A 20,172-nucleotide genomic window follows, 5' to 3' on the forward strand; every position below is an offset into this window, starting at 1 on the left:
ACGTTCGGCGGTGATCTGACCGTAGGCGCTGTAGGACCAGGCACGGGTGGCGCCATTTGGCGAGGTGGTCTGGATCAGGCGGCCAACGGCGTCCCACACATGGCGGGTGACCGCGCCATGTTCGTCCTGCGCAGTAATCCGCCGCCCCAACGCGTCGTAGGAAAACTTCCGAACCCCACCGTCGGGCAGGCTTTCCTCGACCAGTTGCCCGAGGTCGTTCCACACGAACACGTGCCGACCACTGTCCGGATAACGGATCGACAGCAGCCGTCCCTGCAGGTCGTAGTGGTAATGGGTGACATGGCCGTCGGGATCGACGGCTTCGGTGACGTCGCCCTGGGCGTTGCGCCGGTAGGTCCACTCCGCGTCGCCCCGACTACGGCGGTGCAGGAAACCATTGCGGTATTCGTAGGACGTCGGTGCATCGTCCGGCGGAATCAGCGCGATCAGCCGTCCGACATCGTCATAGCGGTACTCGGTGACTGCGCCCAGCGCATCCTGCTCGGCGACCAAGCGGCCCTGCGCGTCGTAAGCCTTGAGCTGCTCTCCACCGTCGGCGGCCACCTGACGCACCAGCCGCGCCGTGTCGTCGTGGACGTAAATCTCTTCAGTCCCATCGACGTAATGCACGGTGACGCTACCGGCGTCATCCCAGACGTAACGCGTGTCCATCTGCGAAAACGACGCCCAGTGCCGCACGCAACGTGCCGCCTTGCCGGCACGCTCCCACTCCCAGAAGAAGCTCGCGCCGCCGGTGAGCTGCCGTTGCAGGATGACGTGCTGATCGTCGTAGTCGTAACGCTCGCTTTCGCCGACGGCGTTGGTCGCCTCGATCAACCGGTGACGGGCATCAAAGCGGTAACTGGCCAGCGTCTGCTCGGTGCGCCAGGCAGACTCCCAAAAAACCTGATAATCGACCGCGACCAGATGCGCCCGCTCGTAGCGCAGCAACAACGAACGTCCGGCCCCGTTGTCGAGGCGCTCAACACGATCCAGACGATCCCGGGTAATACGCAGCCGATTGCCGTACGCATCGCTGACAACCGTCAGACGCCCAGCCCGAAAGTGATAAAACCGCGCCGCCTCACCCGCCAGCGCAACGATCAACTCCTCCGGCTCATCCCCAAGAAAAATCGCCGCCCGCGACAGACTGTTGTGAATCGCCGGCCGCTCGACACTCGGCAGCGGAAACCGCGTCCGCCGGTTCTCATGGTCAACCCAGACCACGTCATCGCCCTCGACCTCCAGCCGATGCGCCAGCGAATGGCTCCAGCCAAAACCCAACCCGACATCGATCTCAACCGCACTGGTGCGATACAACCGGCTGAACTCGAACGGCAACAACCCATCGAGCACGCCATCAGTCAGGGTCAGCAGCTCCTCGCCGGTGACCATCGACACCGGGCAACCGTTGGTGCAGGTGCGGGGCGCGCAATCGGCGCTATCGCCGTTGGGATTCTTCGCCTGAGCCGACGCATCGTCGCGAGGCTCATGCCGCTCCATTCGGGTCGTGCCGTGGGATTTGTTACGCGCTATAGCCGCCGGATTGGGCACCGTCAGCACCTGCGCATCCGCCATGCGAATTTCCAGCGGAACCGCAGGTGTCGGCCGCAATGGTGCCGGACGTGCATTGATCATCAGCGGTTTCAAAGCGCCCGCATGCCGGGTCAGATCGGGCGCCGAGGTCAGCTCCGCCAAACGCAACGCCGATGCCGCCAGCCATTCCCGGGCACGCGGCGACTTGACCTTGCCGAGCACCTTGGCGCTCAACCGCAGCGGAACCCCCATGCCCGCCGACACGCGCATCAACAGAAAGCCGATCAGCAATTCGACCCGGACTTCAGCCACCACCTCGGCCAGATACTGCGGCGGCAGCATCTTCAGCCAACTGGTGAAGGCCGCCAGATGAATGAACAGCAACGGTTCGTCGCTGAGCATCAGCAAGCCATTGGCGATGGCTTCGGAGGAGGCCTCGAGCAAGGCTTCCAGCTCGACGCCGGACAGGTATTGCAGAAGTTTTTCGCTGTTGGCCTGCAAGTCGGCGAGCAGGGCAAACAGTTGTTTCACGTCATCCCAGACGCCATTCAGCGCCGTTTCGAAACCGCGCCAGTCGGCCTGCTGCAACTGACCGTAACGCTCCAGGAAACCCGCGCTGGAAAACTCGGCCCATTGCGGTTGAAACCCGACCCATTCCTCACGCAGCCATTTTTCCAGGCCATCAATGAGTCCCTGATACGAGGCGTACAGCGTCTGGACGTGCGAACTGGAAACAGCGGGAAAGAAGGTGATGCGATAACGCTGGCCCCGGTCGCAGTCGTCGACTTCGAGAATGCCGCTGGGGCCGATGGTGTAATGCTGCGGTTCGCCGAATTTCAGGACACCGCCAACGTCTGAAATGACCGGTTCCAGGGTCACCGGCGTATCGCCGATCGGCACGAAGCGCGCGGCTTCGAACATGTGCACCAGCGTCAGGGGGCCGCTGGCGGGGCACATGACTACGGAAGTGCTGACGGGTTTTCGGCTGGTAATCGGCGCACTGAGCTGGACATCGTTGCCGACCTTGAACACCTGATCGACATCCAGCGCGGTTCCCGTCCAGAACTGCTCGGCCCAGCTTTCATAATTGTTGAGGCAGAGACGGAACTCCTGAAACAGCTTCTCGGCGTCGGGCTGGTCAGGGTTCAGCGCAGCGACCACCAGCAAACCGATGCTGTTGTTCAGTTTCAGGAGTTGGTCAGATGGAAGCATTCGCAGTCACTCGCGCGCATCAAGGGGATGGCGCGAAACTTTGCGGGGGATCAAACAGGAAAGAAGTCAGGCAAGTAGGCGATGTCTGTAGGGCGATTCTCTAAATGTGTCAGGGGACGTTCGGCGGACAACCGACATTGCCCGTTGCTCAACCTCGGCCGCGCTCGTTATGCTGCTGAACCCTTTAATCAGATCCGAGCAGCGGTACCCGATGCCGCCTGGGATGTTTTTGATAACGGATCCGATGATGAATGCACCGCTGAAGGCGTTCGGCCCGATCAAGGCCGTGATTTTCGATATGGACGGTTTGCTGCTGGACACCGAGGGCATCTACACCGAGGTCACCTCGCTGATTGCCGAGCGTTACGGGCGCACTTTCGACTGGAGCATCAAGCAGAACATCATCGGTCGCGGTGCCGGAGATCTGGCGCGCTATGTGGTCGAAGCGCTGGATCTGCCGATCACCGCCGAAGAGTTCCTGGTGATTCGCGAGCCGCTGATGCGCGAGCGTTTTCCCACCGCGCAAGCGATGCCGGGTGCCGAGGAACTGATCCGTCACCTCAAGGCGCACAACATTCCGATTGCCGTCGGCACCAGTTCGTCGCGCCAGTCGTTCGGTCAGAAAACCACGTTGCACCGCGACTGGTTTGCGTTGTTCGACTTCATCGTTACCGCCGACGACCCGGAAGTCGGTGCCGCCAAACCGGCACCGGACATTTTCCTCACCGCCGCTCGCCGCCTCGGTGTGGCGCCGGAAGATTGTCTGGTGTTCGAGGATTCACCGTTCGGCGTGACAGCCGCGAAAGCAGCGGGCATGACCGCCATCGCGATTCCCGATGCCGCCATGGCCGATGAAAAATACGCACACGCCGACGGGATTCTTCGTACGTTGAAAGCGTTCACGCCGAGTGCCTGTGGTTTGCCGGCGCTGGAATGGGCCTGATCAAACCGCAAACATAAAAACGCCGCCCCTCTATTAAAAGAGGGGCGGCGTTTTTCGATCACTCGAAACAATCAGGCGCCGAAACCACCGTCGATGCTCAGGCTGGCACCGGTGATGTAACCGGCCTCCGGGCCTGCGAGGTAGGCGACGAAGCTGGCGATTTCCTCGGCTTTGCCGTAACGACCGACCGCCATCAGCGGAATCAGGCTTTCGGCAAAGTCGCCATGGGCCGGGTTCATGTCGGTGTCCACCGGGCCGGGCTGCACGTTGTTGATGGTGATGCCCCGTGGGCCGAGGTCGCGGGCCAGGCCTTTGGTCAGGCCCACCAGGGCGGATTTGCTCATCGCATACACGCCACCGCCGGCGAAGGGCATGCGGTCGGCGTTGGTGCTGCCGATGTTGATGATGCGCGAGCCTTCGCCCATGTGTCTGGCGGCTTCCTGGCTGGCGATGAACACGCTGCGCACGTTGATCGCCAGGGTCTGGTCGAAGTCTTCCAGTTTGAAGTCTTCCAGCGGCGCCACGGCCAGCACACCGGCGTTGTTGACCAGAATGTCGAGGCGGCCAAAGGTTTCGACGGTCGCGTTCACGGCGTTGCGGATGGCACCGGCATCGGCGCTGTCTGCCTTGATCGCCAGGGCTTTGCCGCCGGTGGCGGTGATGCTGTTTTGCAGTTCTTCAGCCTTGGCGGCGGAGCTGACGTAAGTGAAGGCAACCGCGGCGCCTTCGGCGGCCAGGCGCTTGACGATGGCGGCACCGATGCCGCGAGAGCCGCCTTGAATCAGAGCGACTTTACCGCTGAGGTGTTGAGTGGTCATGTTCGATCTCCAGAAGTTTCAAGGCAGGCTGCCTTGGTGTGGTGTCGAGTATCTGCCCCTCGCCACCGGGCGAGTAGACCGTGGTTGCTATAGTCTGTGTAAACCAAAAGTTTAGAGTGGCGGCCATGGAAACCTTCAGCAGTATCGAATGCTTCGTGCGTAGCGCCGAAGTCGGCAGCTTTGCCGAAGCCGCGCGTCGCCTGAGCCTGACACCGGCCGCCGTGGGCAAAAGCGTGGCGAAACTTGAAGCGCGCCTTGGCGTGAGGCTGTTCCAGCGTAGCACCCGAAGATTGACCCTGACGGAAGCGGGGCAATTGTTTCTGAGTGAGGTCAGCGGCAGCCTGACCACCATCCAGAATGCCGTGAGCAATCTGGCCAGCGCCGGCGGCCAACCGGCGGGTACGCTGAAAGTCAGCATGGGCACGGTGTTCGGCCGCTTGTACATCGTGCCGTTGCTGGGGGAATTTCTTGAAAGATTCCCGGCGATCAACCCGGACTGGCACTTCGATAACCGCCAGGTCGATCTGATCGGCCAGGGTTTCGATGCGGCGATTGGCGGTGGCTTCGAGCTGCCCCAAGGCGTGGTGGCGCGCAGACTGACGCCGGCACATCGGGTGTTGGTGGCTTCTGCGGATTATCTGAATCGGCACGCGCCGATCAGCGAACCGGACGACCTCAAGCTGCACGAGGGCATCCTGATCCGCTCACCGCAGACCGGTCGCGTGCGTTCCTGGCAGTTGACCCATCGCACACAGCAACACAGCCCGTTGACCCTCACGGCGCGGATGACCATGAGCGATTCCGAGGCCGCCTGCGCCACGGCGGCGCAGGGGCTGGGGATTGCGTTGGTGAGCATGCCGTTTGCCGTCGGCTATCTGGAGGCGGGAACGTTGCAGCGGGTGCTGCCCGACTGGTACGTCGACGACGGCAACATCTCCATTTATTACGCCGAACACAAACTGCTACCGGGCAAGACTCGGGCGTTTGTCGATTTCATCATCGAGCAATTTTCAACCCAGGGGCTCGCCGAGCGGTTCAACGCGCAAAACGTGCTGGCCAGCCGATGATGGTTTTTGGCCGTGGCGTCGCATACGTCCGCACCTTGGACGTCGACAGCCCCAGGCGCACCAGCGACTCGGCGATGGTCACGGCAGCAGTAACGCCATCGATCACCGGCACGCCGGTACGCTGGCGGATCTTTTCATCAAGCCCGGCCATGCCGCCGCAACCGAGGCAGATCACTTCGGCTTTATCCTGAGTCACGGCCAGTTCGGCCTGGTGCACGATCGCCTCCAGCGCTCGCTGCGGTTCGTGTTCCAGCTCCAGAACCGCCAGGCCACTGGCCCGCACCGAGGCGCAGCGATCCCACAGGCCGGAGAGTTTCAGTCGATCCTCGATCAACGGCACGGTGCGATCCAGCGTGGTGACCACCGAATAGGCGTGGCCCAGAAACATCGCGGTGCTGGCTGCCGCATCGGTGATGTCCACCACCGGCACGTTGAGCAATTCCTGCAAACCTTCGCGACCGTGTTCGCCGTAGCCGGCCTGAATCACCGCGTCGAACGGCTGGTCGTAGGACATCACCCGGTCCATCACAGCGATGGCGGCCAGGTAACTTTCGAAATTGCCCTCGACTGAATCAGCCCCGAAGTACGGCGTCAGACCGACGATCTCGGTGCCGGGGGAGGCGACAGCTTGCGCAGAGCGGGCGATGGCCTGAGTGATGGATTCGGTGGTGTTGACGTTGACCACGAGAATACGCATGGGAAGTCCTTATTACGGTTGGTTCTGCGGCCCAGCGAAGGGCCGCCAAAAGATTCAGTGGCTGACGTTGTCGACGGCGATGGCTTCGCCGTCCACGTCGGCGTAGTGCGGCTGGCGTTTGGCGACGATCAGGTAAAGCATCCCGGCAATGCCGGCACCGATCAGCCAGGAGAAGGGCGAAACGCTGTGGAAGCCCGGCACCAGCGCCAGGACGATGGCGATCAGCGCGGCCGGAATGAACGCGGCCACCGCCCGCAGATTGACCCCGCGGCTGTAGAAATACGCGCCGTTCGGGTCTTCGCTGTACAGCTGCGGCACGTGGATCCGGCCTTTGCGGATCAGCCAGTAGTCGACCATGATCACGCCGTACAACGGGCCGAGCAGGGCGCCGAGGCCGGACAGGAAATACACGATCACCAGCGGGCTGTTGTAGAGGTTCCATGGCAGGATCAGCACCGCAATGGTTGCGCTGATCAGTCCGGCGCGACGGAAGGTCAGATACTTCGGCGCCAGGTTGCTCAGTACAAAGGCCGGTGCAACGAAGTTGGCCATGATGTTCACCGCCACGGTGACGATCAGGAACGCCAAGCAACCGAGCACCAGAAAGAATGTGTTGGGGATCGACGCGATGATTTCGGTCGGGCTTTCGATGATCCGCCCGTTGATCTGAAATTGCGCACCGCACAGCAGGACGGTGATCCCGGCGAACACCAGAATATTTACCGGCAGGCCCCAGAAATTTCCGATCTTGATGGTTTTGCGGCACGGCGAAGAGCGGGCGAAGTCGCAGAAATTAAGGATCAGCGTGCCGTAGATCGCCAGCCACAAGGCGCCGCCGGCAAAGATGTTGCGCCACATCTCACCACCGGTCAGCGGTTCGCGGATCGACCAGGCAATGGTCGCGTTGGCCTGGGTGTACATCCACGCGGCGAGGGAGGCGACGGTCAGCAGAATCACCGGACCGGCGAACGCTTCGTAGCGGCGGACCATTTCCATGCCGTAGGCCAGAATCCCCAGTTGCACGAACCAGATCGCTACGAAAGACACCCAGCCCAGGCTCGACAGGCCGAGGATCGAGTTGTGGTCGTAGTCGGCAAATCCGGGATGGATCGCCGTGAGCAACACGCGAAATACCACCGACGCCAGGTACGTCTGAATCCCGAACCAGGCGATGGCGATCACAGCCCGGATCAACGCAGGAATCTGCGCCCCGTGGATGCCGAAACTGATCCGGCTGATGACCGGAAACGGCACGCCGGTTTTCTGCCCCATGTAGCCGGACAGGTTCATGAAGAAATACACCAGCGCCGCGCCGATCCCCAGCGACAGCAGAATCTGCCAGCCACCCAGGCCCAGGGCGTACAGACCGATGGCAAACGAGTAGTTGGCGATGTTGTGCACATCGTTGGTCCACAGGGCGAAGATGCTGTATTTGCCCCAACGCCGTCCTTCGACCTTGGTCGGTGCGAGGTCACTGTTGTGCAGACGCGGGCTCAGTTGCAGCGGTTCGGCGATGCCGTCACCGGGCGCGGTGTGGTCGAGGGTTGAGGAGGAGGGCAGATTCAGCGCGATGTTGTTGTTCGAGAGACTCGTACGCATTCCGGCAGGCTCCTGATGTTCGGGCCGCGATGACTGTGCATGAGCGCTCGGGCTCGGCAGATCTTCGTCGCGACGCTGAAACATCACTGGTTACGGGGCATCTGCAGCCTGTACGGGATAGGGCGCTTCAGGCTTGCGGATCGAAAGTGTGGGTTCATGTTTCGCAGTTTTGTATACAAAACATGTATGCACCTAAGCCAGATCTGTGCCAGTTGGTGATCTATGCGCAGCCACTCTCATTTCGAAAAGTTATCGAAGAGCACTAAGTGGTTGAAAATAAGTGGTTATAAATTGACCGATTGAACAGGTATTTATTTTTCGGAAGGGATTTTGGCGGACGCCGGAAGGGATCGCTTTGGCAGCGGGATGTAACTTTTCAGGGCGCGGAAATGAAAAGTGCACACATAAATGGCACCGATGGTGACATTCGTGTGTACACATTTTTCGTGTCTGGTAGAGACAACTGTGGGGCGAGCGGTTTACGCCTTGCTGATGATATTCCCGGCATGCAACCCGCATTCTTTCTGGGTCGCTTCTTCCCACCACCAGCGGCCTTCGCGCTCGTGCTGGTTCGGCAGGACAGGGCGGGTGCACGGTTCGCAGCCGATGCTGATGAAACCGCGTTCATGCAGGCTGTTGTAAGGCAGCTCCAGCATGCGGATGTAGCCCCAGATTTCCTCGCTGGTCATCTGCGCCAGCGGGTTGAACTTGTACAGCGTGCGCTCCGGGGTGGAGAACGCGCTGTCGATTTCCATCACCGCGACTGCGCTGCGAGTGCCCGGGCTCTGGTCACGGCGCTGGCCGGTGGCCCAGGCTTTGACGCCGGACAATTTGCGGCGCAACGGCTCGATCTTGCGAATCCCGCAGCATTCGCCATGGCCGTCCTTGTAGAAGCTGAACAGGCCTTTTTCCTTCACGAACGGTTCGAGTTTCGTGTAGTCCGGCGAGACCAGCTCGATGTCGATCTTGTAGTGCTCGCGCACCTGATCGATGAAGCGGTAGGTTTCCGGGTGCAGACGACCGGTGTCGAGACTGAACACCTTGACGTTCTTGTTCAGCTTCCAGGCCATGTCCACCAGCACCACATCCTCGGCGCCGCTGAAGGATATCCACAGGTCATCGCCGAACTCGGCGAATGCGAGTTTGAGGATGTCCTGGGCGGATTTGTTGGCATAGGTCGTGGCGAGTTCCACGACGTCGAACGTTGGGCTCATCAGGGCGGCTTCCTACAGGTCGGTGGCGCTGGGCGCTCTATATGGCGGCGATGTTAACAAAAAGCAACGCCCGCCGGGGCGGCCTCTGCGTTGCACGGTCCAGGTCGAGCCGCTAGAGTTCGGGCTCGCTCGACTCAATAAACATTACAAACGGAGTGTCCTGTGGAAATTGCCTGTCTTGACCTTGAAGGAGTGCTGGTACCGGAAATCTGGATCGCCTTCGCCGAAAAAACCGGAATCGAATCGCTCAAGGCCACCACCCGGGACATTCCCGACTACGACGTGCTGATGAAGCAACGCCTGCGCATTCTCGACGAACATGGCCTCAAGCTTTCGGATATTCAGGAAGTGATCGCCACCCTCAAGCCGCTGGACGGCGCGGTGGAGTTCGTCAACTGGCTGCGCGAGCGGTTTCAGGTGGTGATTCTGTCGGACACGTTCTATGAGTTTTCCCAGCCGCTGATGCGTCAGCTGGGCTTCCCGACCTTGCTTTGCCATCGACTGATTACGGATGACACCGGGCGGGTCACCGGCTACCAGTTGCGTCAGAAAGATCCGAAACGTCAGTCGGTCCTGGCTTTCAAGAGCCTGTATTACCGGGTGATTGCGGCGGGGGATTCCTACAACGACACCAGCATGCTGGGTGAAGCGGACGCGGGGATTCTGTTCCATGCGCCGGATAACGTCATTCGGGAGTTCCCGCAGTTTCCGGCGGTGCATACGTTTGCCGAGTTGAAGCAGGAGTTTCTCAAGGCTTCGAACCGCGATCTGAGCCTGTAAGTCATGCTGCGGCGAGGGCGCAACCGCCCTCGCCGCAAGCGTCAGAGGTTCTGCAGGGTTTCAAGCAGGACTCTGACCTTGGTGATCGATTCCTGATACTCCGCCTGCCAGTCAGAATCAGCGACGATCCCGCCGCCACCCCAGCAACACACCTGCCCATCCTTTACCAGCAGACTGCGAATGGCGATGGAGCTGTCCATTTCGCCGCGCACGTCCAGGTACAACAACGAACCGCAATACAAACCGCGTCGGGTCGGTTCCAGCTCGTCGATGATCTGCATCGCGCGGATCTTCGGTGCGCCGGTGATCGAGCCGCCGGGGAAGCTGCCGGCGATCAGGTCCAGGGCATCGCGATCCTCCGCCAGCTCACCGGTCACGCTGCTGACCAGGTGATGCACGTTCGGATAACTTTCCAGGCTGAACAGCTCCGGCACCCGCACCGAGCCTATACGACAGGTGCGGCCGAGATCGTTGCGCAGCAGGTCGACGATCATCAGGTTTTCCGCGCGGTCCTTGGGGCTGGCCAGCAGTTCGGCAGCGTTGGCGGCGTCTTCGGCCGGGGTGGCGCCACGGGGGCGGGTGCCTTTGATCGGACGGGTTTCCACCTGGCGCTGGCTGACTTTGACAAAGCGCTCGGGCGAGAGGCTCAGCACCGCATTGCCGTCAGGCAGGTTCTGGAATCCGGAAAACGGCGTCGGGCAGGCCTCGCGCAAAGCACAGTAAGCCAGCCATGGGTCACCTTCACACGGTGCGCGGAAACGCTGGGCGAAGTTCACCTGATAACAGTCGCCGGCCTGGATGTATTGATGAATGCGTTCGAGCGCCTGACGATAGTCGTCAGCCGAAAGGTCGGCGGTCATCGCCGTGTTCAGCTTGAACGGCGTCAGCTCAGCGATCACCGGTTGGCTGAACAGATCGATCAGCCGTTGTTTTTCGCTGTCGCTTACCGACGGGTGAAACACCAGTTGGCTGGTGGCTTTCTGGTGATCGCTGATCAATGCCCAGTCATACAGACCGAATCGCGCATCCGGCAGTTGCAGATCATCCAGCGCCTGACTGGGCAGATTTTCCAGATGCCGGCCGAAGTCGTAACTCAGGTAACCGATCAGGCCACCGGCGAACGGCAGTTCGTATTCCGAAGGCAACTGTGCCTCGCCGAGACGCGCCAGATTGTCCCGCAGGCGTTGCAGGAAATCGTCGCCACGTTCGTTGGGCATCACCGCCAGTTGTTCAAGCGGCCAGGCGCTGAGCAAATCATAACGGCCACGATCGGCACTGGGCCGGCCGCTGTCGAGCAGCACGGCGCCGGGCGCATGGCGGATTGCCGCGAAATAGTCGGCGGGGTTGGCGCGGTAGGGCAGCGGGTGTACGGAACAGGTCAACATGGGCGGGGCAGATCGGCCATCGAGGCGGGGTGGGGATTGTAGTCCCCTCGGGGAATTGCTCCTAGAGGGGATGTCGGGGATTGGCAGATCAGGGGCCGGTAACGCGACTCAGCCTTCGACCACCGGAATATGCCCGAACAGTTCCTGAGCAAACGCCACCCGCTCTTCCACCGTTTCAGTCACACCGCGGGTCTTGAGATCCTCCAGATGCGCTTCCACCGCATGGGTACGTGCCGTCAGACCGCAGTCGTTGGCAATCTGGATATTCAGCCCCGGCCGCGCGTTCAGCTCCAGAATCAGCGGGCCTTTCTCCTGGTCCAGGACCATGTCCACGCCGATGTAACCCAGCCCGCACAGCTCGTAGCAACCGGCCGCAAGCTTCATGAAGCCGTCCCAGTAGGGCAGTTGCACGCCGTCCACCGCGTTGGTGGTGTCCGGGTGTTTGGCGATGATGTTGTTCAGCCAGGTGCCGCGCAGGGTCAGGCCGGTCGCCAGGTCGACCCCGACGCCGATGGCGCCCTGGTGCAGGTTGGCCTTGCCGCCGGACTGCCGGGTCGGCAGGCGCAGCATGGCCATCACCGGGTAGCCCATCAGCACGATGATGCGGATGTCCGGCACGCCTTCGTAGCTGATGCTCTTGAAGATCTGGTCCGGGGTCACCCGGTATTCGATCAGTGCCCGGTCGCGGTGGCCGCCGAGCGAATACAGACCTGTGAGGATGCTGGAGATATGGTGCTCCAGCTCCTCGTGGGTGAGGATCTTGCCCGACACCGTGCGATAGCGACCTTCAAAGCGGTCGGCGATAACGATGATGCCGTCACCGCCGGCGCCCTGGGCCGGCTTGATCACGAAGTCGTTGCGCCCGCCGATGATCTCGTCGAGCTTGTCGATTTCCTTCTCCGTGGAAATCACGCCATACAGTTCCGGCACATGGATGCCGGCCTTGATCGCGCGCTCCTTGGTGATGATCTTGTCATCGACGATCGGGTACAGACTGCGCTTGTTGTACTTGAGCACGTAGTCCGCGTTACGCCGATTGATGCCCATGATGCCCCGGGCTTCCAGGGCCTTCCAGGTCTTCCAGAAACCGAACATCAGGCGTCAGCCTTCTTCAGAAAGGCCTTGAAGCGCACCAGTTCGGTCAGGCGATAACCGCGATAGCGACCCATGGCCAGCATGAAGCCCACCAGGATCAGCAGGATCGCCGGGAAGGTGAACACGAAGTACACCAGCTCCGGCACAGTCATGATCAGGTGCGCCAGGGACGCCGCGAACAGCGTGCCGATCGCCACTTTCAAGGCATGGCTGGCGCCGCGTTCTTCCCAGGTGATCGACAGGCGTTCGATGGTCATGGTCAGAATCACCATCGGGAACAGCGCCACCGACAGACCGCGCTCCAGGCCGAGCTTATGACTGAACAGACTGATCGCCGCGATCAGCACCACCACGAACGTCAACACCACCGAGAGTCGCGGCAGCATTTGCAGTTTCAGGTGTTCCAGATACGAGCGCAGTGATAGCCCCAGCGCCGTGATCACGGTAAACAACAGGATGCCGAAGCCCAGCTGCGTCTCGCGGAAGGCCAGGGCGATCAGCACCGGGGTGAATGTGCCGAGGGTCTGCAGGCCGACCAGGTTGCGCAGGATCAGGATCACCAGCACGCCGATCGGGATCATCACCATGATCATGAACGTCTGCTGGGTCTGCAGCGGCAGGCCGTACAGCGAGTATTCGAGGAAGTTGGCGTCGGTGTTTTCGTCGGTCAGTTTGGCCAGACGAATCGCGTTCATCTCGCTGTTGTTCAGGCTGAACGTCACGTTGGCTTTCTTCGCGCCGTCGACGGTGATCAGGTTTTCATCGCCGGTCCACCACAGCAGGCGGTCGGTCGGCAGACCTTGTTCGCCGGTTTCCGGGTTGAAGTACAGCCAGTCGTTGCCGTTGAAGCTGCGCAACCACAGTTCAGGGGTTTGCGGCTGATCGGCGACGAGGCGGATGGTGTGGACTTTCTCGACAGGAACGTGGGCGATGGACAGCAGCAGTTCGACGATTTTTGCCTTGTGGGCCGTCGATGGGTCGCCCGCCAGCAGCAGTTTCACGTTGTCGTCGTTGGTGTTGTTGACACGTTTGATGGCTTCGCCGATGAAGGTTTCGACGTCGGCCGAGTGCTGGCGGATCGGCGCGAGCAGGGCTTCGGCGGCGATTTTTTCCGGGCCTTCGATGGCCATGCTGTCGCGGAAGGTCGGGCCTTTGACCTTGGTTTTCTCGGCGGTGTAACGCTTGGTCAGCACCAGACGGTAATAAAGGGTCTGGTTGCCCTTGGCCCGGCGCGCCGACCAGGTGACCTTGCGGTTGCCGTCGACGCGGTTGACCGCCACGCCGTAGTTATTGGAGATGAAGCTTTCATTGAGACTGACGTAATCGCGGCTCAGGGGCGGTACGAACATCTGGATCTTCACCGGATCCTTGGTGCTGGCGACGAACTCGACCTTGGCGTCGATGTTCCACAAGTCGTCGGTGGCGTCTTCGGTCACCGGGATGCCGAGCACGAAAATCTGATAGGCCGTAACCGAAACGCCCAGGAGCACCAGGATGGTGATCAGGATTTTCAGGTGGAAGGTTAGAGAACGCATGGAAATTACTCGGCGGTATGAGCGGCGATGGCGCAGGCGGGTTTGCCGGCAGCGTATTTAAGACTGGGATCGACCAGCGCATCGAAGCGTTTCAGCGCCTCGGAGCCGATCAAAAGCGGGTATTGGAACGCACTGCGGTCGGTCAGGTTCACTTCGATGCTGCGCATCGCCGAACCCATGCAGATATCCAGCTCGATCACCGGGCGTGCGGTGTACTTCTTGCCTTCTTCCGGGTCGTAGTCGCCGGCGCGGCGCTTGATCTTGCTGACCCGGGCCAGTGGGCGTTCGATCGGGTGCGAATGCGCAGCGTCGATGGCCAGGTAGAAACGCACCCAGGATTCACCGTTGCGTTTGAAACGTTTGATGTCGCGGGCGCTCAGGGAGGCGGTTTTCGCCCCGGTATCGAGTTTCGCTGCCACTTCCAGGTTGATCCCGTCGAGGGCGGCGTACTCGTTGAGGCCGTACACAGTCTTTTCCCCCGCCACAGCGAGGCCGGGCAGGCAAAACAGATAGAAAAAGGTGGGGAAGGGCTTGAGTCTCATAAATCCTGGCGAGCAGCGTTCCGTTCTCGGTTCAGGGCCACGGCATCAGGGGATCCTGTCTGCGCGCGCCTTCGTGTGCCTATCAGCTTTTTATGACAAGCCGTGCAAATGACTCGCAAATGCGGGCGGCATTCTAGCACGGTGGTTTTATGGCGCCAGCGCCCGAGCGGGTCTATAACCCTTGGGGCTGATATCGGGCGTTATTAGACGATTGTCGACAATATCTATTTATCCTTTGACTGGTGCCGGCTGATTCGCTAGTTTTTGCCGCATTGGATTTGAAGGTGTCGACAATATGCTGGATCAACTCGATCCCCCGGTCATCAGTGGCGACGATTCGGAAACCCTGTCCGAAAACGTCTTCCGGCGTATCCAGGCCGCCATCGTCAAAGGCGAAATCGCCCCGGGCAGCAAGATCTCCGAGCCGGAACTGGCACGCACCTACGGCATCAGTCGCGGGCCGCTGCGCGAGGCGATTCATCGTCTGGAAGGCCAGCGCCTGCTGGTTCGGGTACCGCACGTCGGCGCACGGGTGGTCTCGTTGAGCCATGCCGAACTGCTCGAACTCTACGAAATCCGCGAATCCCTCGAAGGCATGGCCTGCCGTCTGGCGGCCGAACGCATGAGCGTCGAAGAAATCGACGAACTGCGCCGGGTGCTGGAAACCCACGAGCGCGATGCGGCGTTTCAGGCCGGCGTCGGCTACTACCAGCAGGAAGGCGATTTCGACTTTCACTACCGGATCATCCAGGGCAGCGGCAACCGCACCCTCACGCAAATGCTCTGCGGCGAGCTGTATCAACTGGTGCGCATGTACCGTATCCAGTTCTCCACGACGCCCAACCGCCCGCGCCAGGCCTTTGCCGAACACCACCGGATTCTCGATGCCATCGCCGACCGTGACGGCGAGCTCGCGGAATTGTTGATGCGCCGCCACATCGGCGCCTCGAAACGCAACATCGCCCGTCATTACCAGGACGGCGCCGACAATAAGACAGCCACTGAACGAGGTGAGTCATGAGTTCCAACAAGAGCACTCCAGGCCAGCGTTTCCGCGATGCGGTCGCCAGCGAACATCCGTTGCAAGTGGTCGGCGCGATCAACGCCAACCACGCGCTGCTGGCCAAGCGCGCCGGTTTCAAGGCGATTTACCTCTCCGGTGGCGGGGTGGCTGCCGGCTCCCTCGGCGTGCCGGACCTGGGCATCACCGGTCTGGATGACGTGCTGACCGATGTGCGCCGCATTACCGACGTCTGCGACCTGCCGCTGCTGGTGGACGTGGACACCGGTTTCGGCGCCTCGGCGTTCAACGTTGCGCGTACCGTGAAGTCGATGATCAAGTTCGGCGCCGCTGCGATCCACATCGAAGACCAGGTCGGCGCCAAGCGCTGCGGCCACCGTCCGAACAAAGAGATCGTGACCCAGCAGGAAATGGTCGACCGCATCAAGGCCGCCGTCGATGCCCGTACCGACGACAGCTTCGTGATCATGGCCCGTACCGACGCCCTGGCCGTTGAAGGCCTGGAGTCGGCACTGGATCGCGCCGCCGCGTGCATCGAGGCCGGCGCCGACATGATCTTCCCGGAAGCCATCACCGAACTTGAGATGTACAAGCTGTTCGCCAACCGTGTGAAAGCGCCGATCCTGGCCAACATCACCGAGTTCGGCTCGACGCCGCTGTACACCACCGAGCAACTGGCCGGCGCCGATGTGTCGCTGGTGCTGTACCCGCTGTCGGCGTTCCGTGCGATGAACAAGGCGGCGGAAAACGTCTACACCGCGATCCGCCGCGACGGCACCCAACAGAATGTCATCGACACCATGCAGACTCGCATGGAGCTCTACGATCGCATCGATTACCACACCTTCGAGCAGAAGCTCGACGCGTTGTTTGCGGCGAAGAAGTAAGCCGCAACCGTACTCCCTAACAAATTCAAGATTGGAGACAACAATGGCCGAAGCAAAAGTACTCAGTGGCGCCGGGCTCCGGGGCCAGGTCGCCGGGCAAACCGCACTGTCCACCGTGGGCCAGGCCGGTGCCGGGCTGACCTATCGCGGCTACGACGTGCGCGAACTGGCGGCAGACGCACAATTTGAAGAAGTGGCGTACCTGCTGCTCTACGGAGAACTGCCGACCAAGGCACAGCTCGCCGACTACCAGAACAAACTCAGCAAGCTGCGCGACCTGCCGCAAGCGCTGAAGGAAGTGCTGGAACGCATCCCCGCCGACGCCCACCCGATGGACGTGATGCGCACCGGTTGCTCGTTCCTGGGCAACATCGAGCCGGAGAAAGACTTCTCCGAGCAACGCGACAAGACCGACCGCCTGCTGGCCGCGTTCCCGGCGATCATGTGCTACTGGTATCGCTTCAGCCACGACGGCAAACGCATCAATTGCGTGAGCGACGAGCCGTCCATCGGTGGTCATTTCCTGCACCTGCTGCACGACAAGAAGCCGAGCGAACTGCACGTCAAAGTGATGAACGTCTCGCTGATCCTCTACGCCGAGCACGAATTCAACGCCTCGACTTTCACCGCTCGGGTCTGTGCGTCGACCCTGTCCGACCTGTATTCCTGCGTCACGGCAGCCATCGGCTCGCTGCGCGGTCCGTTGCACGGCGGCGCCAACGAAGCGGCGATGGAAATGATCGAGCGCTTCTCGTCGCCGGAAGAGGCGATCAAGGGCACCCTCGGCATGCTGGAGCGCAAGGACAAGATCATGGGCTTCGGCCACGCGATCTATAAGGACAGCGATCCGCGTAACGAAGTCATCAAGGGCTGGTCGAAAAAACTCGCCGACGAAGTGGGCGACAAAGTGCTGTTTCCGGTTTCCGAAGCCATCGACAAGACCATGTGGGAGCAAAAGAAACTGTTCCCCAACGCCGACTTCTACCATGCCTCGGCGTACCACTTCATGGGCATCCCGACCAAGCTGTTCACCCCGATCTTCGTCTGCTCGCGCCTGACCGGCTGGGCGGCGCACGTGTTCGAACAGCGCGCCAACAACCGCATCATCCGTCCAAGCGCCGAGTACGTCGGCGTCGAACAGCGCAAGTTCGTGCCAATCGACCAGCGCTGACCGGGGAGGGCGCCGGCACAGGCGCCCCCTCTTTGAAACTACCGTGACCGAGTCCTGACCGATGAACACAGAATTTCGCAAGAACCTGCCCGGCACGCCGCTGGACTTTTTCGACGTCCGCGCGGCTGTCGATGCGATCCAGCCGGGCAGCTACGACACCCTGCCGTACACCTCTCGCGTGCTGGCGGAAAACCTCGTGCGTCGCTGCGACCCGGCCACGCTCACCGATTCCCTGAAGCAACTGATCGAGCGCAAGCGCGACCTAGACTTCCCGTGGTTCCCGGCCCGCGTGGTGTGCCACGACATTCTCGGCCAGACCGCGCTGGTGGATCTGGCCGGCCTGCGCGACGCGATTGCCCAGCAGGGCGGCGACCCGGCTCAGGTCAACCCGGTGGTGCCGACGCAACTGATCGTCGACCACTCGCTGGCAGTCGAGGCGGGCGGTTTTGACAAGCAGGCGTTCGAGAAGAACCGCGCCATCGAAGACCGTCGCAACGAAGACCGTTTCCACTTCATCAACTGGACCAAGAAGGCGTTCAAGAACGTCGACGTGATCCCGCCGGGCAACGGCATCATGCACCAGATCAACCTGGAGAAAATGTCTCCGGTGATCCAGGTGCGCGACGGCGTGGCATTCCCGGACACCTGCGTCGGCACCGACAGCCACACCCCGCACGTCGATGCACTGGGCGTGATCGCCATCGGCGTCGGTGGGCTTGAAGCCGAGAGCGTGATGCTCGGCCGCGCGTCGTGGATGCGCCTGCCGGAAAGCGTCGGCGTCGAACTGACCGGCAAGCTGCAACCGGGGATCACCGCCACCGACATGGTGCTGGCACTGACCGAATACCTGCGCAAACAGAAAGTGGTGGGCGCATGGCTGGAGTTCTTCGGCGAAGGTGCCTCCGCGCTGACCCTCGGCGACCGCGCGACCATCTCCAACATGGCCCCGGAATACGGCGCCACGGCCGCGATGTTCTACATCGACCAGCAGACCATCGATTACCTGAAACTCACCGGTCGCGAAGACCAGCAAGTGCAGCTCGTCGAGCAGTACGCCAAGCAGATCGGCCTGTGGGCTGACAGTCTGAAAGGCGCGCAGTACGAGCGCGGCCTGACCTTTGACCTGTCTTCGGTGGTGCGCAACATGGCCGGCCCGAGCAATCCGCACGCCCGTGTGGCGGTGTCGGATCTGGCGGCCAAAGGCATCTCCGGGAAATGGGAAGACGTGCCCGGCCAGATGCCCGACGGCGCGGTGATCATCGCTGCCATCACCAGTTGCACCAACACCAGCAACCCGCGCAACGTGATCGCCGCCGGCCTGCTGGCGCGCAATGCCAACAAGCTCGGCCTGACCCGCAAGCCGTGGGTCAAGTCGTCGCTGGCGCCGGGTTCGAAAACCGTGGCGCTGTACCTCGATGAAGCGGGGCTGACCACGGAGCTGGAGCAACTCGGTTTCGGCGTCGTCGCGTTTGCCTGCACCACCTGTAACGGCATGTCCGGCGCGCTGGATCCGGTGATCCAGCAAGAGATCATCGACCGCGACCTGTACGCCACCGCCGTGCTGTCCGGCAACCGCAACTTCGACGGCCGGATTCACCCCTACGCCAAGCAGGCATTCCTCGCTTCGCCACCGCTGGTGGTGGCCTACGCGATTGCCGGCACCATCCGTTTCGACATCGAAAAAGACGTGCTCGGCGTGGTCGACGGCAAGGAAATCCGCCTGAAGGACATCTGGCCGAGCGACGAAGAAATCGACGCTGTGGTGAAGTCCTCGGTGAAGCCGGAGCAGTTCCGTCAGGTCTACATTCCGATGTTCGCCATCCATGAAGACACCGGCCCGAAAGTCACGCCGCTGTACGACTGGCGCGAGATGAGCACCTACATCCGCCGTCCGCCGTACTGGGAAGGTGCGCTGGCCGGGGCGCGTCCGCTCAAGGGCATGCGCCCGCTGGCGGTGCTGCCGGACAACATCACCACCGATCACCTGTCGCCGTCGAACGCGATCATGCTCGACAGCGCTGCCGGCGAATACCTGGCGAAAATGGGCCTGCCGGAAGAGGACTTCAACTCTTACGCGACCCACCGTGGCGACCACCTGACCGCGCAACGCGCGACGTTTGCCAACCCGAAACTGTTCAACGAAATGGTCGTGGAAAACGGCAAGGTCAAGCAGGGTTCGCTGGCGCGTGTGGAGCCGGAAGGCCAAGTGATGCGCATGTGGGAAGCCATCGAAACCTACATGGAGCGCAAGCAGCCGCTGATCATCATCGCCGGCGCCGACTACGGCCAGGGTTCGTCCCGGGACTGGGCGGCCAAAGGCGTGCGTCTGGCGGGTGTGGAAGCGATTGCCGCCGAAGGTTTCGAGCGCATTCACCGCACCAACCTGGTGGGCATGGGTGTGTTGCCGCTGGAGTTCAAACCGGGCACCGACCGCAAGACCCTGGGCATCGACGGCAGCGAAACCTACGACGTGATCGGCGAGCGCACGCCGCGCGCCGATCTGACGCTGGTGATCCATCGCAAGAACGGCGAACGCGTCGACGTGCCGGTGACCTGCCGTCTCGACACCGCCGAAGAAGTGTCGATCTACGAGGCCGGCGGCGTGCTGCAACGCTTCGCCCAGGACTTCCTCGAAGAGTCGGCGGTTGCCGTTTAAATCAACTGATGTGG

Annotated in this window: 16 protein-coding genes; 7 read left to right on the forward strand and 9 right to left on the reverse strand. The window is 61.6% G+C overall.

What is annotated here, in order from left to right; genetic code table 11:
• Nucleotides 1-2,748 (reverse strand): DUF6531 domain-containing protein (locus ACKLNA_RS20780; protein WP_408986941.1); only part of this gene is annotated, 2,748 nt, incomplete at its 3' end.
• Nucleotides 2,749-2,995: 247 nt separating this feature from the next.
• On the opposite strand from ACKLNA_RS20780, the gene ACKLNA_RS20785 reads away from it, so the two are divergent.
• A complete protein-coding gene (locus ACKLNA_RS20785; protein ID WP_408986942.1) occupies nt 2,996-3,691 on the forward strand; it encodes an HAD-IA family hydrolase in 696 nt (231 codons plus the stop codon).
• 71 nt (nt 3,692-3,762) lie between these two features.
• On the opposite strand, the gene ACKLNA_RS20790 is transcribed toward ACKLNA_RS20785, so the two are convergent.
• Complete coding sequence (locus tag ACKLNA_RS20790) at nt 3,763-4,509, reverse strand: 3-oxoacyl-ACP reductase family protein (RefSeq protein WP_119428421.1); 747 nt, start codon at nt 4,507-4,509, stop codon at nt 3,763-3,765.
• Nucleotides 4,510-4,634: 125 nt separating this feature from the next.
• Between ACKLNA_RS20790 and ACKLNA_RS20795 the strand changes: the two genes are divergently transcribed.
• Complete coding sequence (locus ACKLNA_RS20795; protein ID WP_408986943.1) at nt 4,635-5,576, forward strand: LysR family transcriptional regulator; 942 nt, start codon at nt 4,635-4,637, stop codon at nt 5,574-5,576.
• On the opposite strand, the gene ACKLNA_RS20800 is transcribed toward ACKLNA_RS20795, so the two are convergent.
• The 3 genes from ACKLNA_RS20800 to ACKLNA_RS20810 all read right to left on the reverse strand — a co-directional run bounded on the left by ACKLNA_RS20800 (nt 5,545) and on the right by ACKLNA_RS20810 (nt 9,086).
• On the reverse strand, nt 5,545-6,273 hold the full coding sequence (locus ACKLNA_RS20800; RefSeq protein ID WP_085711883.1) for an aspartate/glutamate racemase family protein: 729 nt from the start codon (nt 6,271-6,273) through the stop codon (nt 5,545-5,547). The genes ACKLNA_RS20795 and ACKLNA_RS20800 overlap by 32 nt on opposite strands.
• Nucleotides 6,274-6,327: 54 nt before the next feature.
• Nucleotides 6,328-7,872: an NCS1 family nucleobase:cation symporter-1 gene (locus ACKLNA_RS20805; protein WP_408986944.1), complete on the reverse strand. Its 1,545-nt coding sequence runs from the start codon at nt 7,870-7,872 to the stop codon at nt 6,328-6,330.
• Nucleotides 7,873-8,351: 479 nt separating this feature from the next.
• Complete coding sequence (locus ACKLNA_RS20810; RefSeq protein WP_085711886.1) at nt 8,352-9,086, reverse strand: phosphoadenylyl-sulfate reductase; 735 nt, start codon at nt 9,084-9,086, stop codon at nt 8,352-8,354.
• Between the two features lie 162 nt (nt 9,087-9,248).
• On the opposite strand from ACKLNA_RS20810, the gene thrH reads away from it, so the two are divergent.
• Nucleotides 9,249-9,866 (forward strand): bifunctional phosphoserine phosphatase/homoserine phosphotransferase ThrH, encoded by a 618-nt coding sequence (gene thrH, locus ACKLNA_RS20815; protein ID WP_408986945.1) that lies wholly within the window; start codon nt 9,249-9,251, stop codon nt 9,864-9,866.
• 41 nt (nt 9,867-9,907) lie between these two features.
• Here thrH and pabB read toward each other — a convergent pair whose 3' ends face one another.
• From pabB to ACKLNA_RS20835, 4 genes are all read right to left on the reverse strand, one after another.
• Nucleotides 9,908-11,251 carry an aminodeoxychorismate synthase component I gene (gene pabB, locus ACKLNA_RS20820; protein ID WP_408986946.1) on the reverse strand — a complete coding sequence of 448 codons (1,344 nt, stop codon included), beginning with the start codon at nt 11,249-11,251 and terminating at the stop codon, nt 9,908-9,910.
• Between the two features lie 108 nt (nt 11,252-11,359).
• The gene (locus ACKLNA_RS20825) at nt 11,360-12,346 is read right to left on the reverse strand and encodes an alpha-L-glutamate ligase-like protein (RefSeq protein WP_265811866.1); all 987 of its coding nucleotides are present in this window, start codon (nt 12,344-12,346) and stop codon (nt 11,360-11,362) included.
• Entirely contained in the window at nt 12,346-13,881 is a 1,536-nt protein-coding gene (locus ACKLNA_RS20830; protein WP_085711890.1) for an inactive transglutaminase family protein, read from the reverse strand. The genes ACKLNA_RS20825 and ACKLNA_RS20830 overlap by 1 nt, the downstream gene beginning before the upstream one ends.
• A 5-nt stretch (nt 13,882-13,886) precedes the next feature.
• On the reverse strand, nt 13,887-14,423 hold the full coding sequence (locus ACKLNA_RS20835; RefSeq protein WP_065258027.1) for an ATP-dependent zinc protease: 537 nt from the start codon (nt 14,421-14,423) through the stop codon (nt 13,887-13,889).
• 298 nt (nt 14,424-14,721) lie between these two features.
• Between ACKLNA_RS20835 and ACKLNA_RS20840 the strand changes: the two genes are divergently transcribed.
• The 4 genes from ACKLNA_RS20840 (at nt 14,722) to acnD (ending at nt 20,158) form a co-directional block, all read left to right on the forward strand.
• Complete coding sequence (locus ACKLNA_RS20840; protein ID WP_169432611.1) at nt 14,722-15,444, forward strand: GntR family transcriptional regulator; 723 nt, start codon at nt 14,722-14,724, stop codon at nt 15,442-15,444.
• Complete coding sequence (gene prpB, locus ACKLNA_RS20845) at nt 15,441-16,331, forward strand: methylisocitrate lyase (RefSeq protein ID WP_085711892.1); 891 nt, start codon at nt 15,441-15,443, stop codon at nt 16,329-16,331. The genes ACKLNA_RS20840 and prpB overlap by 4 nt, the downstream gene beginning before the upstream one ends.
• Nucleotides 16,332-16,374: 43 nt before the next feature.
• Nucleotides 16,375-17,502 (forward strand): 2-methylcitrate synthase, encoded by a 1,128-nt coding sequence (gene prpC / locus ACKLNA_RS20850; protein ID WP_408986947.1) that lies wholly within the window; start codon nt 16,375-16,377, stop codon nt 17,500-17,502.
• A gap of 61 nt (nt 17,503-17,563) precedes the next feature.
• Entirely contained in the window at nt 17,564-20,158 is a 2,595-nt protein-coding gene (gene acnD, locus ACKLNA_RS20855; protein WP_408986948.1) for a Fe/S-dependent 2-methylisocitrate dehydratase AcnD, read from the forward strand.
• Nucleotides 20,159-20,172 lie beyond the last annotated feature (14 nt).

The sequence above is a fragment of the Pseudomonas sp. UV AK001 genome, assembly GCF_046097675.1.
GTDB classification, from domain to species: Bacteria; Pseudomonadota; Gammaproteobacteria; order Pseudomonadales; family Pseudomonadaceae; genus Aquipseudomonas; species Aquipseudomonas kribbensis.

Excerpts from the sequence above, each read along its gene's own strand:
- ACKLNA_RS20790 (WP_119428421.1), bottom strand. The coding sequence starts at position 4,509 with ATGACCACTCAACACCTCAGCGGTAAAGTCGCTCTGATTCAAGGCGGC.
- acnD (WP_408986948.1), top strand. The coding sequence starts at position 17,564 with ATGAACACAGAATTTCGCAAGAACCTGCCCGGCACGCCGCTGGACTTT.
- ACKLNA_RS20785 (WP_408986942.1), top strand. The coding sequence starts at position 2,996 with ATGAATGCACCGCTGAAGGCGTTCGGCCCGATCAAGGCCGTGATTTTC.
- ACKLNA_RS20805 (WP_408986944.1), bottom strand. The coding sequence starts at position 7,872 with ATGCGTACGAGTCTCTCGAACAACAACATCGCGCTGAATCTGCCCTCC.
- ACKLNA_RS20795 (WP_408986943.1), top strand. The coding sequence starts at position 4,635 with ATGGAAACCTTCAGCAGTATCGAATGCTTCGTGCGTAGCGCCGAAGTC.
- ACKLNA_RS20835 (WP_065258027.1), bottom strand. The coding sequence starts at position 14,423 with ATGAGACTCAAGCCCTTCCCCACCTTTTTCTATCTGTTTTGCCTGCCC.
- ACKLNA_RS20800 (WP_085711883.1), bottom strand. The coding sequence starts at position 6,273 with ATGCGTATTCTCGTGGTCAACGTCAACACCACCGAATCCATCACTCAG.
- ACKLNA_RS20825 (WP_265811866.1), bottom strand. The coding sequence starts at position 12,346 with ATGTTCGGTTTCTGGAAGACCTGGAAGGCCCTGGAAGCCCGGGGCATC.
- prpB (WP_085711892.1), top strand. The coding sequence starts at position 15,441 with ATGAGTTCCAACAAGAGCACTCCAGGCCAGCGTTTCCGCGATGCGGTC.
- prpC (WP_408986947.1), top strand. The coding sequence starts at position 16,375 with ATGGCCGAAGCAAAAGTACTCAGTGGCGCCGGGCTCCGGGGCCAGGTC.
- ACKLNA_RS20830 (WP_085711890.1), bottom strand. The coding sequence starts at position 13,881 with ATGCGTTCTCTAACCTTCCACCTGAAAATCCTGATCACCATCCTGGTG.
- pabB (WP_408986946.1), bottom strand. The coding sequence starts at position 11,251 with ATGTTGACCTGTTCCGTACACCCGCTGCCCTACCGCGCCAACCCCGCC.
- ACKLNA_RS20810 (WP_085711886.1), bottom strand. The coding sequence starts at position 9,086 with ATGAGCCCAACGTTCGACGTCGTGGAACTCGCCACGACCTATGCCAAC.